We start from the raw sequence: 19,356 nt of genomic DNA on the forward strand, positions 1-19,356 counted from the left end.
CCATCCAAGCCATGGCCATCCTCGCCAAACGCAACACCCCCACCACCAACCCCGGCCCCGCAGACACTCCCGGCAACCCAGCTCCCCGCAACCCAGCTCCCGGCAACCCAGCTCCCGGCAACCCAGCTCCCGGCAACCCAGCGGACTGGGTCGGGTCATCGGGTTGTTCTGCGCCCGGCGCGCCTACGGATCCCGCACCGGTGGCGGTGCCTGCGAACGCCGGTCCGGCATCCGCGGACCCGAGACCGGATTCAGATCCACGCCCCACAGGCGTGTCCACTACTTGTGCGTCCGGCTCGGGTGGTGGTGCGATGAAGGTTGCCCGCACCGCCGAGCAGCGCCGCGCGGACGTGGCCGCCGACCTGTTCGAACACATCCTTCACAACGGCCTGGACTGGCTCGGCCGCCGGCTGCCGGACCAGCACCGCCGTCGCCCGCACATCGAGGTCGTCGTTCCGGCCTCCAGCCTGCTCGGCTTGGACGACGACCCCGCCGAACTCACCGGCTACGGACCCATCCCCGCCGACATGGCCCGCCGCATCGCCGCCGACGGCACCTGGCGCCGACTCCTCACCGACCCCGCCAACGGCACCGTACTCGAAGCCTCCACCACCCGCCACGACCCCGGCGCACTCGTCACCGAAACCCTGCTCGCCCGCCACCCAGTCTGTGCCTGGCCCGGCTGCAACCGCACCTCCCGCGACTGCGACCGCGACCACCTCACCCCCTTCACCCAGTCACGCCGCACAACCCTGACCGGACTGGCCCCGTACTGCGAATACCACCACGTCATCAAGGACACCCCCGCCTGGGGCTGGACCACCACCGCCCACCCCAACGGCTCCCTTACCCTCACCACCCCCACCGGCCACCGCTACACCACAATCCCACCCGCCCGCGGACCGATCGCGCCATCAGCAAGCCCACCGACGGATGATCCACCGCCCTTCTGAGCGGTCTCGCCGTCAAGAACGACCCCTGGCGGCAGCTGCCGCACGGCCCCTTCGACGATGCCAGGAAACCGGTCGGTGACGTCATGCCGGTTACGAGTCCGCAAGCGCGCCCGCGCGTCGACGCCCCTACAGACGGGCTTACCTCGACTTCCTGCCTGCGAGAGCGGAAACCGACGATGAATGACGCACTGTTGCACGCCATCCAGTCACTGCAGTGGGAGATCGGCACTGATGCGATCGAGTCGGCAGGTGCCGCCTCCGGGGCGGGTGTTTACCGTGTGCAGGTAGCGGGCGCCGCGAGGCGGCAGCTGCCCCGTGTACGCCGACCCGGCCGGACGCCCCTTCCGCCTCTGCGCAAAGGACGAATAGGCCTGGTTCGGCTTCAATCTCGACGACCCAGCTCAGTCGTTGAACAGCTGATGGGTCATCCATTGCGGCAGTCGCATGCCGCATCTTGCGCCCTCCGCGGCGCGGCCAACAGACCTCGCCCAGCACCGTCCGCGACTCCTCGCCGACATCGAGGCCAGCAGCCCGTTGCCCCCGTATGGCTCTCCCGCCGTGTCGTAGACAACGCGAACCCAGAGCGTCCACAACATGAAACACGGACCTTCATCTGCAAGTCGTCGACGTGATGTACGACCCTCTGCGACCTCAGATAACACGCGCCCTCGTCGACCGACAGCCCGGGCCGGCCGCCGCGGTAATGCCTGCCTGCCGTCGACGCCCCGCCTGCGATCGTGTCAACGGCCGGGTCTGACTGTTCTGGTCGGGAAGCCAAGGGTTCCAGGGAACGCGGGACACCCGCCACCTGACGGGCGCCCCGCGCGTCATTCAGTACTGCACTCGGGCAGCACTCAGTACTTCACTCTGGACTGCACTCAGTACTTGACTCTGTAGACCGCACCTGGGCCGAAGACCGGTCCGGCGACGAACAGCTGGCCCCACCTATTGAAGGCCGTGCCACCAGGCAGGTTCAGCTGACCGCGGACCAGCTCCCGCTTGTACCCAGCTCGGTGCCCCTTGCCCGGGTACTGCAGGTACAGCGAGCCGATGGTCGAGCCGCCCATCTCGAACTTGAGCCAGCTCTCCCGAGCCAGCTCGACGACGGCCAGCTTGCCGTGCGGACCACCGGCCAGGTCGACGATCGACGTGTAGCCGTCGGCATACCTCTTGCAGTTGCCCTTGTTCGGCTTGACCGGATCACACACCGCACCCACGGAGCCTGGCTTGATCCGCCAGATCTCCGACGTCCCGGGTGTCGCCGGGAAGCCACGGAGCTCACCGACGTACCAGTAGCCGTCCGAACCGACCGTCACCGATGTGGCGACGGCTTCGGCAGGGACCATCGTCCCGGCCGGCGGGGCGTCCGGTCCGAGTCCGGCCGGCGTCTTCACCACCCGCGGCTTCAACTTGGCGACAGTCTTGATGTGGCCGTTCGGCCAGACCCGGAGCAGGTCGTTGCCGGCGGCGTCCGAGACCAGGACCGTGCCGTCGCTCAGCGCGGCGACGCCGAACGGGTTGGAGTCGGTCGGGTTCTGCTCCAGGTCGTACGGGTCCGGGTCCTTCTTCTGGTACGCGCCGATGTCGGCGATCTTGACCGGCGCCTTCCCGTACCGCATCCGGTAGAGAGTGGTGCTCCCTGGCACCGGCGGCTGCCCCGGCTCACCGCCCGCGCCGGTCAGCGCGTACGTCGTACCCCACTTGTTCGTGTCGATCGCCGGCGGGAACCCGCCAGTGCCCGGCACGGTGCCGAGCTTCAGGGTCCGGTGCCCGTCGGTCACGTACACGGACCCGTCGGTGACGCTGTAAATGACCTTGTTCGCGTACGTCGAGACGCCGCGCGGACCGTTCAGACCTGTTGCCACCGGCTTCAGACTCGAGTGGCTGTGACCGGCGTCGGCCTGTCCCGCGACCAGAAGTGAACCGGTCAGTGCGAGTGCCGCGATCGCGGCGATGCGTGTTCGTACCCCCATGCGAATCCCCCTGCTGCTGTGTTGCCCAAGGCCTCCCCAGGCGTGGATCCCCTCCACAGGCAGAAGCCCATCGCAACATCAGATCACGATCAGGTCAACGGGAAAACTCCCCGCACCCGCGAAAGAACGCTCAGTGCAGGAGCGGATCGATCGCTGCCGCAATGAACAGCAGCGCGAGGTAGATATTCGAGAAGTGGAAGAGCCGCATTGGCCGCAGTGCGGCGCCGTCCGCACCGGTGTGGGCCCGGAGCAACAACCGGCGGGCCTCGCGGAGGAACACGAAACCGAGCACGATCGCGGCCAGCGGGTACACGAAGCCGGTGTCGCCGATCGGCCAGAGCGCGAGCGACGTGATCACCATGACCACGGAGTACGCCATGATCTGCCGCGCGGTCGCGACCGGGGTGGCGACGACAGGGAGCATCGGTACGTCGACGGACGCGTAGTCCTCGCGGTACCGCATGGCGAGCGACCAGGTGTGCGGCGGCGTCCAGAAGAAGACCACCAGGAACAGCACGACCGGCGTCCAGGCCAGCTTGCCGGTGACCGCGGTCCAGCCGATCAGGGTCGGGAAGCAGCCCGCGATCCCGCCCCAGACGATGTTCTGCACGGTCCGGCGCTTGAGCACCATCGTGTAGCCGAAGACGTAGAACAGGTTCGCCGCCAGCGCCAGGCCGGACGACAGCCAGTTCACGTAGAAGCCGAGCTCCAGGGTGGCCAGCACGCCGAGAACGACGCCGAAGATCGTCGCGGAACGCGGGCTGACCGCGTGCCGCGGCAGCGGGCGGCGTCGGGTCCGGCGCATCTGCTCGTCGATGTCGCGGTCGAGCACGCAGTTGATCGTGTTGGCGCTGCCGGAGGCCAGGATGCCGCCGATCAGTGTGGCCACGACCACTTCCAGACCGGGCACGCCACCGGCTGCCAGGAACATCACCGGCACGGTGGTGATCAGGAGCAGCTCGATGATGCGCGGCTTGGTCAGACCGACGTACGCCTTCACCACGTCGCGCACCGACGGACTCACCACAGCGGTAGCGTCCGGCAGCGGCGTCGGGTACGACGTCGTCGCGGCGGGACGCGGGTCGACGGCCGTCACGAACACCTCGAACAGAGTGGGTTGACGCCGGATGAGCGGCGCTGACGATTCAGCAGTCTACGACGCCCCGTAGGAGAGTTCTCGCACCCCCCTCCGATAGCTCGGGAACAGCCGGATTCGCTGAACGGTTGACAAACAGTCGAAGGGTGCACAGCGGAATGAGCAGGCCACAGTAGGCTCATCCTGAGCGAACAGATCATCATCGAGAGGAGCGCCGCCGGCGTGACGGAGAAGACCAGCCCAAAGCTTGAATGGACCGAGCTAGACCAGCGCGCGGTCGACACCGTACGGGTGCTCGCGATGGATGCGGTCGAGAAGGTCGGCAACGGACATCCCGGTACGGCGATGAGCCTCGCACCGGCGGCGTACCTGCTGTTCCAGAAGGTGATGCGGCACAACCCGGCCGACCCGCACTGGGCCGGCCGCGACCGGTTCGTGCTGTCCGCGGGACACTCCAGCCTGACCCTGTACATCCAGCTCTACCTGGCCGGTTTCGGCCTCGAGCTGGACGACCTGAAGTCGCTGCGGACCTGGGGCAGCAGGACCCCGGGCCACCCGGAGTACGCGCACACCCCCGGTGTCGAGACGACCACCGGCCCGCTCGGCCAGGGCGTCGGCAACGCGGTCGGCATGGCGATGGCTGCCCGCCGTGAGCGCGGCCTGCTGGAGCCCGAGGCCGGCGCCGGCGCGGGCGTGTTCGACCACCAGATCTACGTGATCGCGTCGGACGGCGACCTGGAGGAAGGCGTTTCGGCGGAGGCGTCCTCGCTGGCCGGGCACCAGAAGCTCGGCAACCTGACGGTGATCTACGACGCGAACAAGATCTCGATCGAGGACGACACCAACATCGCCTTCTCCGAGGACGTCGCGGCCCGTTACGCGGCGTACGGCTGGCATGTCCAGGACGTCGACTGGACCAACGGCGGCACCGGGTACGAAGAGAACGTCCAGGCCCTGTACGACGCCATCGAAGCGGCGAAGGCCGTGACCGACAAGCCGAGCTTCATCCGGCTGCACACGATCATCGGCTGGCCGGCCCCGACCAAGCAGAACACCGGCAAGATCCACGGCTCGGCGCTCGGCGCCGACGAGGTGGCAGCGACCAAGAAGGTGCTCGGCTGGGACCCGGAGCAGACCTTCCAGGTCGCCGACGACGTGATCGCCTACACCCGCCAGGCCGTCGACCGCGGCAAGGCTCTGCAGGACGACTGGAACGTGCGGTACGACGCCTGGCGGACCGCGGCACCGGAGCGCGCGGAACTGCTCGACCGGCTGAGCCGGCGTGAGCTGCCGACCGGCTGGCAGGACGCGCTGCCGAGCTGGGACGCCGACGCCAAGGGCGTGGCCACCCGGGCCGCCTCGGGTGAGGTGCTGACCAAACTGTCGCCCGGGCTGCCTGAACTCTGGGGCGGTTCGGCCGACCTGGCCGGCTCGAACAACACCACCCCGAAGGGCGAGCCGTCGTTCATCCCGGCCGAGCACGCCACCAAGGAGTTCCAGGGCAACGAGTACGGCCGGGTGCTGCACTTCGGCATTCGCGAGCACGCGATGGGTGCGGTGCTCAACGGCATCGCCCTGCACGGCTTGACCCGCCCGTACGGCGGTACGTTCCTGGTCTTCTCCGACTACATGCGCCCGTCGGTCCGGCTGGCTGCGCTGATGCGGCTGCCCGTCACGTACGTCTGGACGCACGACTCGATCGGCCTCGGCGAGGACGGTCCGACGCACCAGCCGATCGAGCACCTCTCGGCGCTGCGGGCGATCCCGGGCCTGGACGTCGTACGCCCGGGCGACGCGAACGAGACCGCAGCCGCGTGGGCCGCCATCCTCGAGCACACCGACCGCCCGGCCGGCCTGGCGCTGACCCGGCAGAACGTGCCTACGTTCCCGCGCGGCATCGACGGCTTCGCCACCGTCGCGAACGTCAGGAAGGGCGCCTACACGCTGCTCGACACCGACGGGACGCCGGACGTGGTCCTGATCGGCACCGGATCTGAGCTGCAGCTCGCCGTGGAGGCCCGCGGAAAGCTGGCCGAGGAGGGCGTCAACGCGCGGGTGGTCTCGATGCCGTCGCGTGAGTGGTTCGACGAGCAGGACGACGCGTACCGCGAGTCGGTCATCCCGGCGGACGTGCGGGCCCGGGTCTCGGTCGAGGCCGGGACCGCGCAGAGCTGGCACGACATCGTCGGCGACGCCGGCCGCTCGGTGAGCCTGGAGCACTACGGCGCGTCCGCGGCGTACCAGACGCTGTACGACGAGTTCGGCATCACCACCGACGCGGTCGTGCAGGCCGCGAAGGAGAGCATCGCCGCCGCCGCGGCGATCAGCGGACCGGGCGTACCGCCGGGCCGCGCCGCCGCCGGCCCGGTCGGACCGGCCGACGCCAACTGAAGACAACAACAGAACATGCGGAAGAAGGCATCGGACACATGAACGATCGCTTGAAAGCACTCGCTGACGCGGGTGTCTCCATCTGGCTGGACGACCTGTCCCGTGAGCGGCTGACCAGCGGCAGCCTGCAGGCGCTGATCGAGGACAAGCACGTCACCGGCGTGACCACCAACCCGACGATCTTCGCGAAGGCGATCTCGGACGCCGACGCGTACGCCGAGAAGATCGCGCACCTCGCGGCGCAGGGCGTCTCCACCGACGAGGCGATCCGGGTGATCACGACCGACGACGTCCGCGACGGCGCCGACGTGTTCAAGCCGACGTACGACGACACCGAGGGCCAGGACGGCCGGGTGTCGATCGAGGTCGAGCCGACGCTCGCGCACGACACGGCGAAGACCGTCGAGCAGGCCAAGCTGCTGTGGGACATCGTCGGCCGGGAGAACGTCTTCATCAAGATTCCCGCCACCAAGGCGGGCCTGCCGGCGATCACCGCCACGCTGGCCGCCGGGATCAGCGTGAACGTGACGCTGATCTTCTCGCTGGAGCGCTACAAGGCGGTCGCCGACGCGTTCCTGACCGGCCTCGAGCAGGCCGTCGAGAACGGTCACGACGTCACCAAGATGGCCAGCGTCGCGTCGTTCTTCGTCAGCCGCGTGGACAGCGAGATCGACAAGCGGCTGGACGCGATCGGCACCGACGAGGCGAAGGCGCTGAAGGGCAAGGCCGCGATCGCCAACGCCCGGCTCGCGTTCGAGGCGTACGAGGAGATCTTCGACACCGACCGCTGGCGCGAGCTCGAGACCGCCGGCGCCAAGCCGCAGCGGCCGCTGTGGGCGTCCACCGGCACCAAGGACCCGTCGTACTCCCCCACGCTGTACGTCGACAACCTGGTCACCCGCGGTGTCGTGAACACGATGCCGGAGGCAACGATCAAGGCGGTCGAGGAGCACAGCGAGATCACCGGCGACACGGTCCGCGGCGACTACGCGGGCGACCGCAAGGTGATCGACGACCTGGAGAAGCTGGGCATCTCGTACGACGAGGTCGTGCAGCTGCTCGAGGACGAGGGCGTCGCGAAGTTCGACGCGTCCTGGTCGGAGCTGCAGGACATCGTCGCGGCAGCCTTGAAGGCGGCAGCCAAGTGAGCGCTCCGAAGGTAAGCACGCAGAACGGCGACTGGGCCGAGGTCGTCGACAAGCTGGTCGCGGAGAAGATCGCGTCCCGGATCGCCGCGAAGGACGCGACGATCTGGGGCCCGGAGGCCGAGTCCGAGGCGTCGATCCGGCTCGGCTGGGTCGACCTGCACGACACCTCGCGGCCGCTGCTGGCCGAGATCGAGGCGCTGCAGGCGGACCTGCGGTCCGAGGGCCTGGACCGGATCGTGCTGTCCGGTATGGGCGGCTCGTCGCTGGCTCCGGAGGTCATCACCCGGACCGCGGGCGTGGAGCTCGTCGTACTGGACTCGACGGACCCGAGCGTCGTGAAGCGCGCGCTGGACGGTGACCTGTCGAAGACCGTCATCGTGGTGTCCAGCAAGTCCGGCGGCACGGTCGAGACCGACAGCCACCGCCGTACCTTCGCCAAGGCGTTCACCGACGCGGGCATCGACGCCGCCTCGCGGATCGTCGTCGTGACGGACCCGGGTTCGCCGTTCGAGAAGCTGTCGGCGGACGAGGGCTACCGCAAGACGTTCCTAGCCGACCCGAACGTGGGCGGCCGGTACAGTGCGCTGACGGCGTTCGGCCTGGTGCCGTCCGGTCTGGCCGGCGCGGACATCGCCGACCTGCTCGACCAGGCGGCCGAGGCGGCGCCGGAGTTGCAGGCCGACTCCACCGACAACCCCGCGCTGTGGCTGGGCGCGGTGCTCGCGGCGAGCGCGGGCCGGGACAAGGCGATCATCACGGCCGACGGCTCTGACATCGTCGGCTTCCCGGACTGGGCCGAGCAGCTGATCGCGGAGAGCACCGGCAAGAACGGCACCGGCGTACTCCCGGTTGCGGTCGAGGTCGGTGCGCCGGAGCTGCACAGCGACGCCGCTGACCTGACCAACGCCTTGCTCGCCGAGAAGGCCACCAGCGGGGTCCCGACGGCGCTGACGTCGGGCTCGCTCGGCGGTCAGATGCTGCTCTGGGAGACGGCGACGGCAGTGGCGGGCTACCTGCTCGGCATCAACCCGTTCGACCAGCCGGACGTGGAGAGCGCGAAGAAGGCGGCGCGTGGTCTGCTCGACGCGCAGCCGGAGCCGGAAGCGGCTGTGTTCACCGACGGCGCCGTGGAGGTCCGCGCGACCGATGGTCTGCTCGACGGTGTGGACTCGCTGCAGGGCGCGCTGGACGCGCTGCTGGGCAAGCTCGAGCCGAACGGGTACGTCGCAGTCATGGCGTATCTCGACTCGGAGCGGGATGCCGACCTGATCGCGATCCGGCCGGCGCTGGCGACCAAGACCGACCGTCCGACGACGTTCGGCTGGGGCCCGCGGTTCCTGCACTCGACCGGTCAGTACCACAAGGGCGGCCACCCAGAGGGCGTGTACCTGCAGATCACCGGTGCGCACCCGACCGACGTGGAGATCCCGGACCGGCCGTTCACGTTCGGCACGCTGATCTCGGCGCAGGCCGCCGGTGACGCGAACGTCATCGCGGAGCGCGGCCGTCCGGTGCTGCGTCTGCACCTCACGGACGTGGCGTCCGGCGTACAGCAGCTCCTGTCCCTGTTCAAGTAGGAACGACACTCGGAGGAAAGCGGCCCATGACCGCTGAGCTCGGCGAAGAGCCGACAGGTCCGGTGAACCCGCTGCGCGATCCGCAGGATCGGCGGCTGCCGAGGATCGCCGGGCCGTGCGGCCTGGTGATCTTCGGTGTCACCGGTGACCTGGCCCGCAAGAAGCTGATGCCGGCGGTCTACGACCTGGCGAACCGGGGGCTGCTGCCCCCGGGTTTCGCCCTGGTCGGGTTCGCCCGTCGGGACTACACCAACCAGGACTTCGCCCAGATCGTGCACGACTCGGTGAAGGAGCACGCGCGGACGCCGTTCCGCGAGGAGGTCTGGCAACAGCTCGCCGAGGGCTTCCGGTTCGTGCCGGGCGACCTGACCGACGACGAAGCGTTCAAGCGGCTCCGGGAGACCGTCGACGAGCTCGACGTCACCCGCGGGACCGGCGGCAACCACGCGTTCTACCTGTCGATCCCGCCGGGGCTGTTCCCGGAGGTCGTGCGGCAGCTGTCCGAGCACGGGCTGACCGACGAGAAGCCGGGCTCGTGGCGGCGGGTGGTGATCGAGAAGCCGTTCGGTCACGACCTGAAGAGCGCCCGCGAGCTGAACCAGGTCGTCGAGTCGGTCTTCCCGCCCGAGGCGGTCTTCCGGATCGACCACTACCTGGGCAAGGAGACCGTCCAGAACATCCTCGCGCTGCGGTTCGCGAACGCGATGTTCGAGCCGATCTGGAACAGCAACTACGTCGACCACGTGCAGATCACGATGGCCGAGGACATCGGCATCGGCGGCCGCGCCGGGTACTACGACGGCATCGGCGCCGCGCGGGACGTGATCCAGAACCACCTCCTCCAGCTGCTCGCGCTGGTCGCGATGGAGGAGCCGGTCAGCTTCGACGCCTGGTCGCTGCGCCAGGAGAAGAAGAAGGTGCTGAACGCCGTACAGCTGCCGGAGCGGCTCGACCTGCACAGTGCCCGCGGGCAGTACGCGGCGGGCTGGGCCGGCGGCTCGAAGGTGAAGGGCTACCTGCAGGAGGACGGCATCCCGGCGTCGTCGGCGACGGAGACGTTCGCGGCGCTGCGGGTCGACGTCGACACCCGACGCTGGGCGGGCGTCCCGTTCTACCTGCGCACGGGCAAGCGGCTCGGCCGGCGCGTCACCGAGGTCGCAGTGATGTTCAAGCGGGCGCCGCACCTGCCGTTCAACAAGACCGAGACCGAAGAGCTCGGCCAGAACGCCCTCGTTCTGCGGATCCAGCCGGACGAGGGCATCACAGTCCGCTTCGGCGCCAAGGTGCCCGGTACGTCGATGGAGATCCGCGACGTGAACATGGACTTCGCGTACGGCGGCTCGTTCACGGAGTCCTCCCCTGAGGCGTACGAGCGGCTGATCCTCGACGTACTGCTCGGTGATCCGCCGCTGTTCCCGCAGCACACCGAGGTCGAACTGGGCTGGAAGATCCTCGACCCGGTGCTCGACTACTGGGCCCGGCACGGCAAGCCGGAGCAGTACGCGTCCGGCGACTGGGGCCCGGACTCGGCCAAGGAGATGCTCGCCCGCGACGGACGTGCCTGGAGGCGGCCATGATCATCGACCTGACCGACACCACGTCGAGCGAGATCGCGTCGGCGCTGCTGAAGGCCCGCCGGAACGCGGGCTCGCCGGCTATGGGCATGGTCGGCACGATCGTGGTGGTCGTCGACGAGGCGTCCCACCACGACGCGATGAAGGCCGCGAACGAGGCCGGTCGCGAACACCCGTCCCGGGTCCTGGTCGCGATCCTGCGGCCCGGCCGCGGCGCGTCCGGGCTGGACGCCGAGGTACGGGTCGGCGAGGGCATTCCGGGTGAGGCGGTGCTGCTGCGGCTGCACGGTGAGCTGGCGAAGGTGCCGGAGTCCGTGGTCACGCCGCTGCTGCTGCCCGACTCCCCTGTCATCGTCTGGTGGCCGGGCGGTGGGCCCCGCGTGCCCGCCGAGGATCCGTTGGGCCGGCTGGGCCGGCGCCGGGTGACCGATGCGGCTGCGACGCGCCGGGCGTCGGTGGACTACAACGCGCGGGCCGAGGGATACGCGCCTGGTGACACGGACTTCGCGTGGACGCGGTTGACGCCGTGGCGTGCGCTGATGGCGGCCGCGCTGGATCAGTACCCGACGAAGGTGACCGGGGCCGAGGTCACGGCCGCTCGCGGGAACCCGAGTGCGGATCTGATGTCCGCGTGGTTGCAGTCGCGGCTGAAGGTGCCGGTGGAGCAGCGGAACTCGCGAGGTCCGGGTGTGACCGCCGTACGGCTGTTCACGCCCTCCGGTCCGATCGCGTTGACCCGGCCGGACGGTGCGGTCGCGACGTTCAGCGTGCCGGGCCAGCCGGATCGGCCGGTGGCGTTGAAGCGGCGTACGACGTCCGAGCTGTTGAGCGAGGAACTGCGGCGGCTCGATCCGGACGACGTGTACGCGAAGACCCTCGCCTGCATGGTCGAGCGGGACGCGATGCCGGCGGACGCCAAGAAGGTCACGGAGACGGCGCGGAAGTCCACGGCGGCCAAGGTGACCGCGGCCGGGAAGAAGGTCGTGGCCGCCAAGAAGGCTGCTCCTGCCAAGAAGGCTGCCCCTGCGAAGAAGACCGCGGCGAAGAAAGCCACTGTGAAGAAGACGGCGGCCAAGAAGGCTGCGGGTAAGAGAGTGGGGCGTTCATGACTGATGCATCCGCTCCCAGCCGGGTGGTCGACCCGGAGCTGTTGATCCACCGCGATGCCACGGCGTTGGCGCACGCGGTGGCGGCACGCTTCATCACCGCGCTGGTCGATGCCCAGAGCAACGGCCGGGTCGCGCAGGTGGTCCTGACCGGCGGCCGGGTCGCGGCCGCGGTGTACCGCGCCGTCGCCGAGTCGCCGGCCGGGGCGAGCATCGACTGGCAGCGGGTCGAGTTCTGGTGGGGCGACGAGCGGTTCCTGCCGCCCGGCGACCCCGAGCGCAACGAGACCCAGGCTCGCGACGCCCTCCTCGCGCACGTGGACGTCGACCCGGCTCGAGTCCACCCGATGCCCGCCGATACCGGGCAATCGGCCGAGGAAGGCGCCGACGCATACGCCAGCGAACTCGCTGCCGCCCTCTCGGCGTTGAACGACGACAAGCGTCGCGCCGTACCGGCGTTCGACGTCCTGATGCTGGGTGTCGGGCCGGACGGGCACGTGGCGTCGTTGTTCCCGGGCTACCCGCAGCTCGCCGTCACCGACGTGTCGGCGGTCGCGGTGCACGACTCCCCCAAGCCGCCGCCGACCCGCATCTCGCTCACGGTCCCGGCGCTGAACCGCTCCCGCGAGGTCTGGTTCGTCGTCTCCGGCGACGACAAGGCCGACGCGGTGGCCGATGCCCTGAAAGAATCCAGCACCCTCCCCGCCTCGGCCCCCAAGGGCCGCAACCGCACACTGTGGCTCCTCGACGAGGCGGCGGCCTCGCGCATCGAGTAGTACGGTGTGGCCCACGCCGAACTGTTGGGCTGGGAGACTCGGGGCATGACGTTCCGTGGGTTGCATGCTGGGCAGTTTGTGATGCCGAATGCTTGGGATGCGGGGAGTGCGGTGATCCTCGCGGCGGCTGGGTTTCCGGCGATCGCGACGACCAGTGCGGGGATCGCGTTCTCGCTGGCGAAGGGTGATCACACGCTTCCGGACGGGGCGCCGGCGGTGTCGCGGGAGGAGATGTTCGACCGGGTGCGGGAGATCGCCACGGCGAGCGCCGTACCGGTGAACGGCGACCTCGAGGACGGGTACGGCGCTGCGCCGTCACAGGTCGCGGAGACGATCGCGCTGGCTCGCGAGGCGGGGCTGGCCGGCGGGAACATCGAGGACTTCGACGGGCGGGAGCTGTACGACGTGGAGCTCTCGGTCGAGCGGATTGTGGCGGCGCGTGAGGCGGCGGGTCCTGATTTTGTGCTGACCGCGCGAACGGACGGGCAGTTGCTCCGTACGCCGACCTCGTTGAGCGACTCGATCGACCGGGCGAACCGCTTCCGCGAAGCCGGAGCAGACTGCCTGTACGTCCCGGGCGTCAACGACCTCGACACGATCCGCACGCTGGTCGCGGAGATCGACGGGCCGTTGAACGTGGTCATCGGCCTCGGTACGTCGACGCTGACCGTCGCCGACCTGCAGGCGGCCGGCGTCGTCCGGATCAGCCTCGGCGGCAGCATCGCTCGGGCGGCCCTCGGCTTCATCCGCCGTAGCGCGGAGGAGCTGGCGACGAAGGGCACGATCACCTTCGCCGCCGACCAGATCCCACAGGCTGACTTGAACGACCTGTTTGCGCGATCATCCAAGGGTGAGCACTGAGTCGCGGCTCCCGGTGGTGGCGAGAACCCACGGCATCGTGGGCCTCACCACCTGCGCCTGCCTGATCGTGTTCTACGCCGTCGGCGGCCCGTTCGGATTCATCAACGACATCGGCAACGCGCTCCTGGGCCTCCTCAGCGCCGCCCTCGCCTGGCTCCTCCCGCCGCCCTCACATCGGTTCCTGCTGTTTGGCGTGGCCGCGGTCGGGGTGGTGCTGACGATCGTGGGCACCGTGCTGGTGGTTGGCGACATCACCGGCTTCTACCTCGCCGGACTGTGGTCGAGTTTCGGGTTCGCTCTGATCGGGGTCTGGCTGGTCGGGATCAGCCGGCTCGGGTTGGCACGACTGCGGCGAGCGGCGTTGGTTGCCGGTCTGGTGATGATGCTGGGGCTGGTCGGCGTACCGGGGATCCCGATGGGTCTCGACGACATGGACACCGCCCCGGCCTGGACGTTCGTGGCCGGCGTGAGCTGGGCGGGGACCTATCTGCTGTTCCCCACCTGGAGCCTACGACTGGCCGGGCGGGACCGCACCGAAGGCGGCAGCTAGCGGCGGGAACATCTCGCGGACGTCTCCCCCGCTGACCCAGATCCCGATCGCCAGCGCAGCCGTTGCCTCCAGCAACCTCGCCCGCCGCAGTCCGCCCGCGGGCACCGGCGTACATCCCAAATCGCGCACCAGTTCCGCAACCTGCTCCACGCCGCCGTCGCCGCAGATCGGCACTCCGAGGCCGGTGGGCGGGTTTCGCCACACCGCGTCGGCCGCCAGGTTGAACGCCTTCACGACCTGCACCCCAGGCGCGGCCAGGCTGATCGCCTCGGCCGTCGCCGGCTGCGCCAGCGTGAAGTCCCGGTGATCCAGCGCATTCGTGCAGTCGATCAACGTCGTACCGGCAGGCACCACCCGAGCAACCTCCACCGCCGCCTCGGCCGGCACGGCCAACAACACCACCTCGCCGTACCCCGCAGCCTCCGCCAACGACCCAGTCGAGGCGCCGACCCGCTCGGCCACCTCCGCCGCCCGCTCCGCCGAGCGGCCGCCCACCATCACCTCATGCCCGGCGCGCACCCATTGCGAGGCGAGCGCCTCGGCCATCAACCCGTTGCCCAGTGTTCCAATTCGCATGGCGCCGACCGTAGACAGTTCGATGCGCACCTCCAGGTGTCCAACGGCCGACGCACAATGGACGCGTGGAGCCGAGATTCTTCGCCGACTGCCAGGCGCGCGTCGCCGCCGACCTGATCAGCGGACGCTGGCCGATGGTCGTGCTGTACTCGCTCTCGGACGGCCCCGCGCGTCCCGGCGAGCTCCGCAGGCAGATCGGCGGCATCAGCCAGAAGGTCCTCACCGAGACGCTGCGCCGCCTCGAGCACAACGGTCTCGTCGAACGCACCCGGTACGCCGAAGCGCCGCCGCGGGTCGAGTACTCGCTGACCGTCGCCGGCAAGGACCTCCTGGTCCCGATCCGCGCCCTCGGCGACTGGGCCGCCGTGTACGCCGACCAGCTCCCGACCTGACCTATCCGGAGGGTCCTCCGCAAAGCGGGATAGGATTCCGGGTATGACAGCTTCCGATTCCACCGACCGTCCGTACGGCGCGTTCCCCGTCCGGATCGGTCTGCAGGTCCAGCCCCAGCACGCCCAGTACGCCGACATCCGGCGGACCGTGGCGGCGGCCGAAGAGATCGGCGTTGACGTTGTATTCAACTGGGACCACTTCTACCCGCTCAGCGGTGAGCCCGAGGGTCTGCACTTCGAGTGCTGGACCATGCTGGCCGCCTGGGCCGAGGCGACCGAGCGGGTCGAGTTCGGCGCCCTGGTCACCTGTAACTCCTACCGCAACCCCGACCTGCTCGCCGACATGGCGCGGACGGTCGACCACATCAGCGACGGCCGGCTGATCTTCGGTATCGGCTCCGGCTGGTTCGAGAAGGACTACGACGAGTACGGCTACGAGTTCGGTACGGCGGGCGGCCGCCTGGACGCTCTCGGCGAGGCGCTGCCGCGGATCGAGGCCCGCTGGGAGAAGCTCAACCCGAAGCCGACCCGGGACATCCCGGTGCTGATCGGCGGCGGCGGTGAGAAGAAGACGCTGAAGCTCGTCGCCAAGCACGCGAACATCTGGCACGGGTTCGGCGACGCCGAGACGATCGCGCACAAGCACGCCGTACTGGACGAGCACTGCGCCACGATCGGCCGCGATCCCGGCGAGATCGAGCGTTCGGTCGCCGTCGGCGACAAGAAGCCCGAGCAGGTCGGCAAGTCGCTCCTCGACGTAGGCACCCGGCTCTTCACGGTGCACTCCTCCGGCCCCGACTACGACCTCGGCCTGCTCCGCGACTGGATCACCTGGCGCGACGAGGTCAACGCCAAGTAGCACCCGCCCCACTTCGATCACTTTGGGCACCCACCAACCATCCACGCGACCCGGAAACGGTTGGTGGGTGCTCAAAGACGCCGCTGGGGGTGGCGGTTAGGATTTCGGGCATGTCTACGTTGCCTCAGGACGGTTCGGTGCGGCCCATCACGCGGTGGGGCGAGGACGTCATGCATCGGGTCAATCAGCCTGTCACCGACTTCGGGGACGAACTGCAGACGCTCGTCGCCGACATGGTCGCGACGATGAACGCGGCCGAGGGCGTCGGCCTGGCAGCGAACCAGGTCGGCGTGGACCTGCAACTGTTCGTGTTCGACTGCCCCGACAAGGAGGGCAAGCGCGTCCAGGGCGTCGTGTGCAACCCGACGCTCGAGCTCCCGGAGGGCAAGGACCGCAACCTCGACGAGGGCGACGAGGGCTGCCTGTCGCTGCCCGGCGCGTTCACCAAGTGCGCCCGCCCCGACTTCGCCAAGGTCACCGGCGTCGACCAGCACGGCAAGCCGGTCAGCTTCGAGGGCGACGGCCTGCTGGCCCGCTGCCTGCAGCACGAGACCGACCACACGCAGGGCATGGTCTTCGGCGACCGCCTCTCCCGCAAGTACAAGAAGCGCCTGTTCGCGGAGGCCGAGGAGTTCGCCCCCGACTACCCGGCCGACTGGCCCGTCACCCCGATGGTCGAGCACGAGGACGAGCACGAGGACACGCCGGCCACCTGAGCTACCAGCGGGCCTTCTCCAGGTCGATCTCGTCGACGGTCTGCGCAGGGGTCTGACCGGTGGTGTCGAGCCACAGGCCCCGGCGTGGAGTCTCGTCGAGGCTCGTCATCAAGGCGCGTACGCCGTCCTCGAGTGAGGGTCCCCAGTCCCGGTACGAGTTGGCGCCGCCGCGGCCGATCTCTCGCTCCACGATCGACTTCGCCGACGGGACGAGTACGACGAGGTACGGGTCGACGTCGTGCAGACGGGCGAACCAGCGCTCGACGTGATCGCCCAGGATGATGTCGCTGCAGACGAAGTCGAAGCCGGCGTCGGCGTAGTGTTGTGCGACCAGGGCGCTGGCGTCGTACCGGAGTTCCAGTTGCCGCACCGCTTCGGCGGACGGCTCCGGCGTCATGATCTCGGCCCCCGCGACCACGCCCCGGTAGAACACGTCCCCGTCGAGCGTCGCGGCCGGCGGCCCCATCCGGGCGGCGAGAAGCGGCGCGATCGTGGACTTCCCGGCAGCCTGCATCCCGGTCACGAGGACTACCTTCTGCATGCTCTTATGTCATCACCATCGTCAATCGCTTTTGATCGCGCGGGCGGAGTTCCAGAGGACGCCGCGGTTCAGGCGGTCCGGGTATTCCGCGAGTACGGCGTTGTAGAGGTCGAGCGCGGTACTCGTACGGGTCTGCGCAGCGGCGAAGGCCTTCAGGTACCTGCGGGTCTCGTCGATGTACCGCGGGTCGTCGGAGGCGCCGGCCTGGCGGTGACCGGACACGACGGCAGCCGGGTGCAGAGCCTCGAGTACGTCGAGCGCGGCCAGCCAATGATCGATGCCACCGGCAACCGACTCGGCCAGGTAGAGGTGCACGTCGTCGTACACGGAGTCCCCCGCGACGACCAGGCCGATCGACGGGACGTACAACGCGGAAGTGCCGTCGGTGTCGGTGTGACCGAGGTCGATCGCCACCAACTCGGCACCCTCCAGCGTGAAGGTGTCGCCCTCCAGGGGTTCGGCGAGGACCAGTCGGCCGGGGAGTTGTCCGGGGAATCTGGCCCGCCAGAAGCCGTCCAGCCAGGCCGGGCTGAGCTGCTTCCGCATGCCCTCGACCACCGATGGCAGTGCGACCATCCGGGCCGTCGGGAAGCGGTCGAGCACCGGCGCGGCGCCGAAGAAGTGGTCGCCGTGGCCGTGCGTGACGAAGATCGTGGTCAGGTTCTTCCCAGTGGCCGCGATCCAGCCGGCCAGGTCCTCGCCTTCGGCCTGCGTCATCAGCGGGTCGACGAGGACCGCGTCGCGCTCGCCGGAGATCAGCGTGGCCGCGGTCGGCGACCACATCCGTCGTACCTCCCCCGGAGGCAGGTCGTTCGAGACCGCGGGCTTGGAGGGCGTTACGTAGGTGGAGTACGTCAGGTTCGTCATACGAACAGCCTCGAACCTCCCGCCGCCGCGGAGAAGGCCGCCTCTTCCTGGGTGCGTCACACCCAGGAAGTCAGTCGCGCCAACGCCTCCGCGCTCGCGCTGCCCGGTTCCGCCGTACCGACGAGCAGCTGCTGACCGGGCGCGGCCCGGACGTCGAAGGTCTGGTAGGTCAGCTCGATCCGGCCGGCCTGTGGGTGGTTGAAGATCTTGTACGCCCGGCTGAACCCGCGCGCCGTCCGGTCCTCCCACAGGGCCCGGAACTCGGGCGAGCGCGGCAGCAGGTCCGCCACCAGCGCGGCGATCTCGGCGTCGTCCGGGTACGCGGCCGCGTTGAACCGGACCGCGAACACGGCCCGCCGTACGACCGCCTCCCAGTCGCCGAAGATGTCCCGCGCCTGCGGATGCTCGAACATCATCCGCAGCATGTTCGTCATCCCGAACGGCGCCAGCAGCGCCTGTGCCACCCGGTTCGTCGCGAGAATCTCGTACGCCGGATTCAGCACGTAGGCGGCCGCGACCGGGAAGTTGTCCAGCAACTGCAGCAATGCCTGATGCACCTGGTCCCGAGCGGCTCCGAGCCCCGGCGTCGGGGCGAGACCAGCCAGCCGGAACAGATACGCGCGAGCGTCCGGGTCGAGCCGCAACGCGTGGGCGATCCCGTTCAGGACTTGAGCCGACGGATGCCGCTCCCGCCCTTGCTCGAGCCGGGTGTAGTAGTCCGCGCTGACGACGGCGAGTACGGCGACCTCCTCGCGCCGCAGGCCCGCGACGCGCCGGTCGCGACCAACCGGCAGACCCACCGCGGCCGGGTCCACCCGGGCACGCTCGGCACGCAGGAACGCGCCGAGGTCGTCCACCGCTCGCATGCCGGTCAGACTACGCGCCGCCAGGCATCGGCCGTGAGCGAGTAGACAGTGGCGTCGAAGGGTACGCCGTCGTCCTCGAGGACGGCCTCGTGGTCGAAGGTCATGCCGAGGCGGCGCATGACGGCGATGCTGCGTTCGTTGGGCGAGTCGGTGACGGCGATGACGCGCGGCAACCTCATGGTCGTGAACCCGTGCTCGATCCAGGAGGACGCGGCCTCGGTCGCGTAGCCGTGGCCCCAGTACTCGCGGGCCAGCCGCCAGCCGATCTCGAGATCGTCCGGGTACCACTTTTCCTTCGAGAGACCGCAGGCGCCGAGGAAGACTCCGTCCGTACGACGCTCGACGGCCAGGAACCCGTACCCCTCGGAGGCGTACAGCTCGTTGATCCCGGCCGCGTCCCGGTCGCACTCCGCCCGGCTCAGCGGACCCCCCAGGTACTGCGTGACGTCAAGATCCGCGTTCAACGCCGCCCACGGTTCCAGGTCGGAGTCGCGGAACGGGCGCAGTACCAGGCGTTCCGTCGTACGCACGGCT

At 69.4% G+C, this 19,356-nt stretch carries 19 protein-coding genes; 12 read left to right on the forward strand and 7 right to left on the reverse strand.

Features of this window, described 5'->3' with window-relative positions; all coding sequences use genetic code 11:
• The first annotated feature begins 311 nt into the window (after positions 1 to 311).
• Positions 312 to 953 (forward strand): HNH endonuclease signature motif containing protein, encoded by a 642-nt coding sequence (locus ACLJOO_RS12705; protein ID WP_410787156.1) that lies wholly within the window; start codon positions 312 to 314, stop codon positions 951 to 953.
• Between the two features lie 878 nt (positions 954 to 1,831).
• Here ACLJOO_RS12705 and ACLJOO_RS12710 read toward each other — a convergent pair.
• Both ACLJOO_RS12710 and ACLJOO_RS12715 read right to left on the reverse strand, forming a co-directional pair.
• Complete coding sequence (locus tag ACLJOO_RS12710; RefSeq protein ID WP_410787157.1) at positions 1,832 to 2,926, reverse strand: ScyD/ScyE family protein; 1,095 nt, start codon at positions 2,924 to 2,926, stop codon at positions 1,832 to 1,834.
• A 130-nt stretch (positions 2,927 to 3,056) separates the two neighbouring features.
• Positions 3,057 to 4,022 (reverse strand): heme o synthase, encoded by a 966-nt coding sequence (locus ACLJOO_RS12715; RefSeq protein WP_410788663.1) that lies wholly within the window; start codon positions 4,020 to 4,022, stop codon positions 3,057 to 3,059.
• A 222-nt stretch (positions 4,023 to 4,244) separates the two neighbouring features.
• On the opposite strand from ACLJOO_RS12715, the gene tkt reads away from it, so the two are divergent.
• Genes tkt through ACLJOO_RS12755 form a run of 8 tightly spaced genes read left to right on the forward strand, consistent with a single transcriptional unit; the run spans position 4,245 to position 14,005 of the window.
• The gene (gene tkt, locus ACLJOO_RS12720) at positions 4,245 to 6,413 is read left to right on the forward strand and encodes a transketolase (protein WP_410787158.1); all 2,169 of its coding nucleotides are present in this window, start codon (positions 4,245 to 4,247) and stop codon (positions 6,411 to 6,413) included.
• Positions 6,414 to 6,451: 38 nt separating this feature from the next.
• Positions 6,452 to 7,561 (forward strand): transaldolase, encoded by a 1,110-nt coding sequence (tal, locus tag ACLJOO_RS12725; RefSeq protein ID WP_410787159.1) that lies wholly within the window; start codon positions 6,452 to 6,454, stop codon positions 7,559 to 7,561.
• On the forward strand, positions 7,558 to 9,138 hold the full coding sequence (locus ACLJOO_RS12730; protein ID WP_410787160.1) for a glucose-6-phosphate isomerase: 1,581 nt from the start codon (positions 7,558 to 7,560) through the stop codon (positions 9,136 to 9,138). The genes tal and ACLJOO_RS12730 overlap by 4 nt, the downstream gene beginning before the upstream one ends.
• 26 nt (positions 9,139 to 9,164) lie before the next feature.
• On the forward strand, positions 9,165 to 10,715 hold the full coding sequence (gene zwf / locus ACLJOO_RS12735; RefSeq protein WP_410787161.1) for a glucose-6-phosphate dehydrogenase: 1,551 nt from the start codon (positions 9,165 to 9,167) through the stop codon (positions 10,713 to 10,715).
• Complete coding sequence (locus ACLJOO_RS12740; RefSeq protein WP_410787162.1) at positions 10,712 to 11,821, forward strand: glucose-6-phosphate dehydrogenase assembly protein OpcA; 1,110 nt, start codon at positions 10,712 to 10,714, stop codon at positions 11,819 to 11,821. The genes zwf and ACLJOO_RS12740 overlap by 4 nt, the downstream gene beginning before the upstream one ends.
• Positions 11,818 to 12,594 (forward strand): 6-phosphogluconolactonase, encoded by a 777-nt coding sequence (pgl, locus tag ACLJOO_RS12745; protein WP_410787163.1) that lies wholly within the window; start codon positions 11,818 to 11,820, stop codon positions 12,592 to 12,594. The genes ACLJOO_RS12740 and pgl overlap by 4 nt, the downstream gene beginning before the upstream one ends.
• Positions 12,595 to 12,639: 45 nt before the next feature.
• Positions 12,640 to 13,455 carry an oxaloacetate decarboxylase gene (locus ACLJOO_RS12750; RefSeq protein ID WP_410787164.1) on the forward strand — a complete coding sequence of 272 codons (816 nt, stop codon included), beginning with the start codon at positions 12,640 to 12,642 and terminating at the stop codon, positions 13,453 to 13,455.
• Complete coding sequence (locus ACLJOO_RS12755; protein WP_410787165.1) at positions 13,445 to 14,005, forward strand: hypothetical protein; 561 nt, start codon at positions 13,445 to 13,447, stop codon at positions 14,003 to 14,005. The genes ACLJOO_RS12750 and ACLJOO_RS12755 overlap by 11 nt, the downstream gene beginning before the upstream one ends.
• Here the strand turns inward: ACLJOO_RS12755 and ACLJOO_RS12760 are convergent.
• Complete coding sequence (locus ACLJOO_RS12760) at positions 13,964 to 14,581, reverse strand: NADPH-dependent F420 reductase (protein ID WP_410787167.1); 618 nt, start codon at positions 14,579 to 14,581, stop codon at positions 13,964 to 13,966. The two genes, ACLJOO_RS12755 and ACLJOO_RS12760, sit on opposite strands and share 42 nt — an antisense overlap.
• Before the next feature lie 65 nt (positions 14,582 to 14,646).
• Here ACLJOO_RS12760 and ACLJOO_RS12765 point away from each other — a divergent pair, with 65 nt between their 5' ends.
• The 3 genes from ACLJOO_RS12765 to def all read left to right on the forward strand — a co-directional run bounded on the left by ACLJOO_RS12765 (position 14,647) and on the right by def (position 16,548).
• On the forward strand, positions 14,647 to 14,973 hold the full coding sequence (locus tag ACLJOO_RS12765) for a winged helix-turn-helix transcriptional regulator (protein WP_410787168.1): 327 nt from the start codon (positions 14,647 to 14,649) through the stop codon (positions 14,971 to 14,973).
• 43 nt (positions 14,974 to 15,016) lie between these two features.
• The gene (locus tag ACLJOO_RS12770) at positions 15,017 to 15,832 is read left to right on the forward strand and encodes an LLM class F420-dependent oxidoreductase (RefSeq protein WP_410787170.1); all 816 of its coding nucleotides are present in this window, start codon (positions 15,017 to 15,019) and stop codon (positions 15,830 to 15,832) included.
• Positions 15,833 to 15,942: 110 nt separating this feature from the next.
• Positions 15,943 to 16,548 carry a peptide deformylase gene (gene def / locus ACLJOO_RS12775; RefSeq protein WP_410787171.1) on the forward strand — a complete coding sequence of 202 codons (606 nt, stop codon included), beginning with the start codon at positions 15,943 to 15,945 and terminating at the stop codon, positions 16,546 to 16,548.
• A 1-nt stretch (position 16,549) separates the two neighbouring features.
• Here def and ACLJOO_RS12780 read toward each other — a convergent pair whose 3' ends face one another.
• The 4 genes from ACLJOO_RS12780 to ACLJOO_RS12795 are packed head-to-tail and all read right to left on the reverse strand — an operon-like array spanning position 16,550 to position 19,352.
• Positions 16,550 to 17,089 carry a phosphotransferase-like protein gene (locus tag ACLJOO_RS12780; protein WP_410787172.1) on the reverse strand — a complete coding sequence of 180 codons (540 nt, stop codon included), beginning with the start codon at positions 17,087 to 17,089 and terminating at the stop codon, positions 16,550 to 16,552.
• 21 nt (positions 17,090 to 17,110) lie between these two features.
• Positions 17,111 to 17,956, reverse strand: a complete 846-nt coding sequence (locus ACLJOO_RS12785; protein WP_410787173.1) for an MBL fold metallo-hydrolase — start codon at positions 17,954 to 17,956, stop codon at positions 17,111 to 17,113.
• Between the two features lie 56 nt (positions 17,957 to 18,012).
• Positions 18,013 to 18,822, reverse strand: a complete 810-nt coding sequence (locus tag ACLJOO_RS12790) for a helix-turn-helix transcriptional regulator (RefSeq protein WP_410787174.1) — start codon at positions 18,820 to 18,822, stop codon at positions 18,013 to 18,015.
• Between the two features lie 5 nt (positions 18,823 to 18,827).
• Positions 18,828 to 19,352 carry a GNAT family N-acetyltransferase gene (locus ACLJOO_RS12795; protein ID WP_410787175.1) on the reverse strand — a complete coding sequence of 175 codons (525 nt, stop codon included), beginning with the start codon at positions 19,350 to 19,352 and terminating at the stop codon, positions 18,828 to 18,830.
• Positions 19,353 to 19,356 lie beyond the last annotated feature (4 nt).

Source organism: Kribbella sp. C-35 (assembly GCF_046549195.1).
In the GTDB taxonomy this organism is placed as follows: Bacteria; Actinomycetota; Actinomycetes; order Propionibacteriales; family Kribbellaceae; genus Kribbella.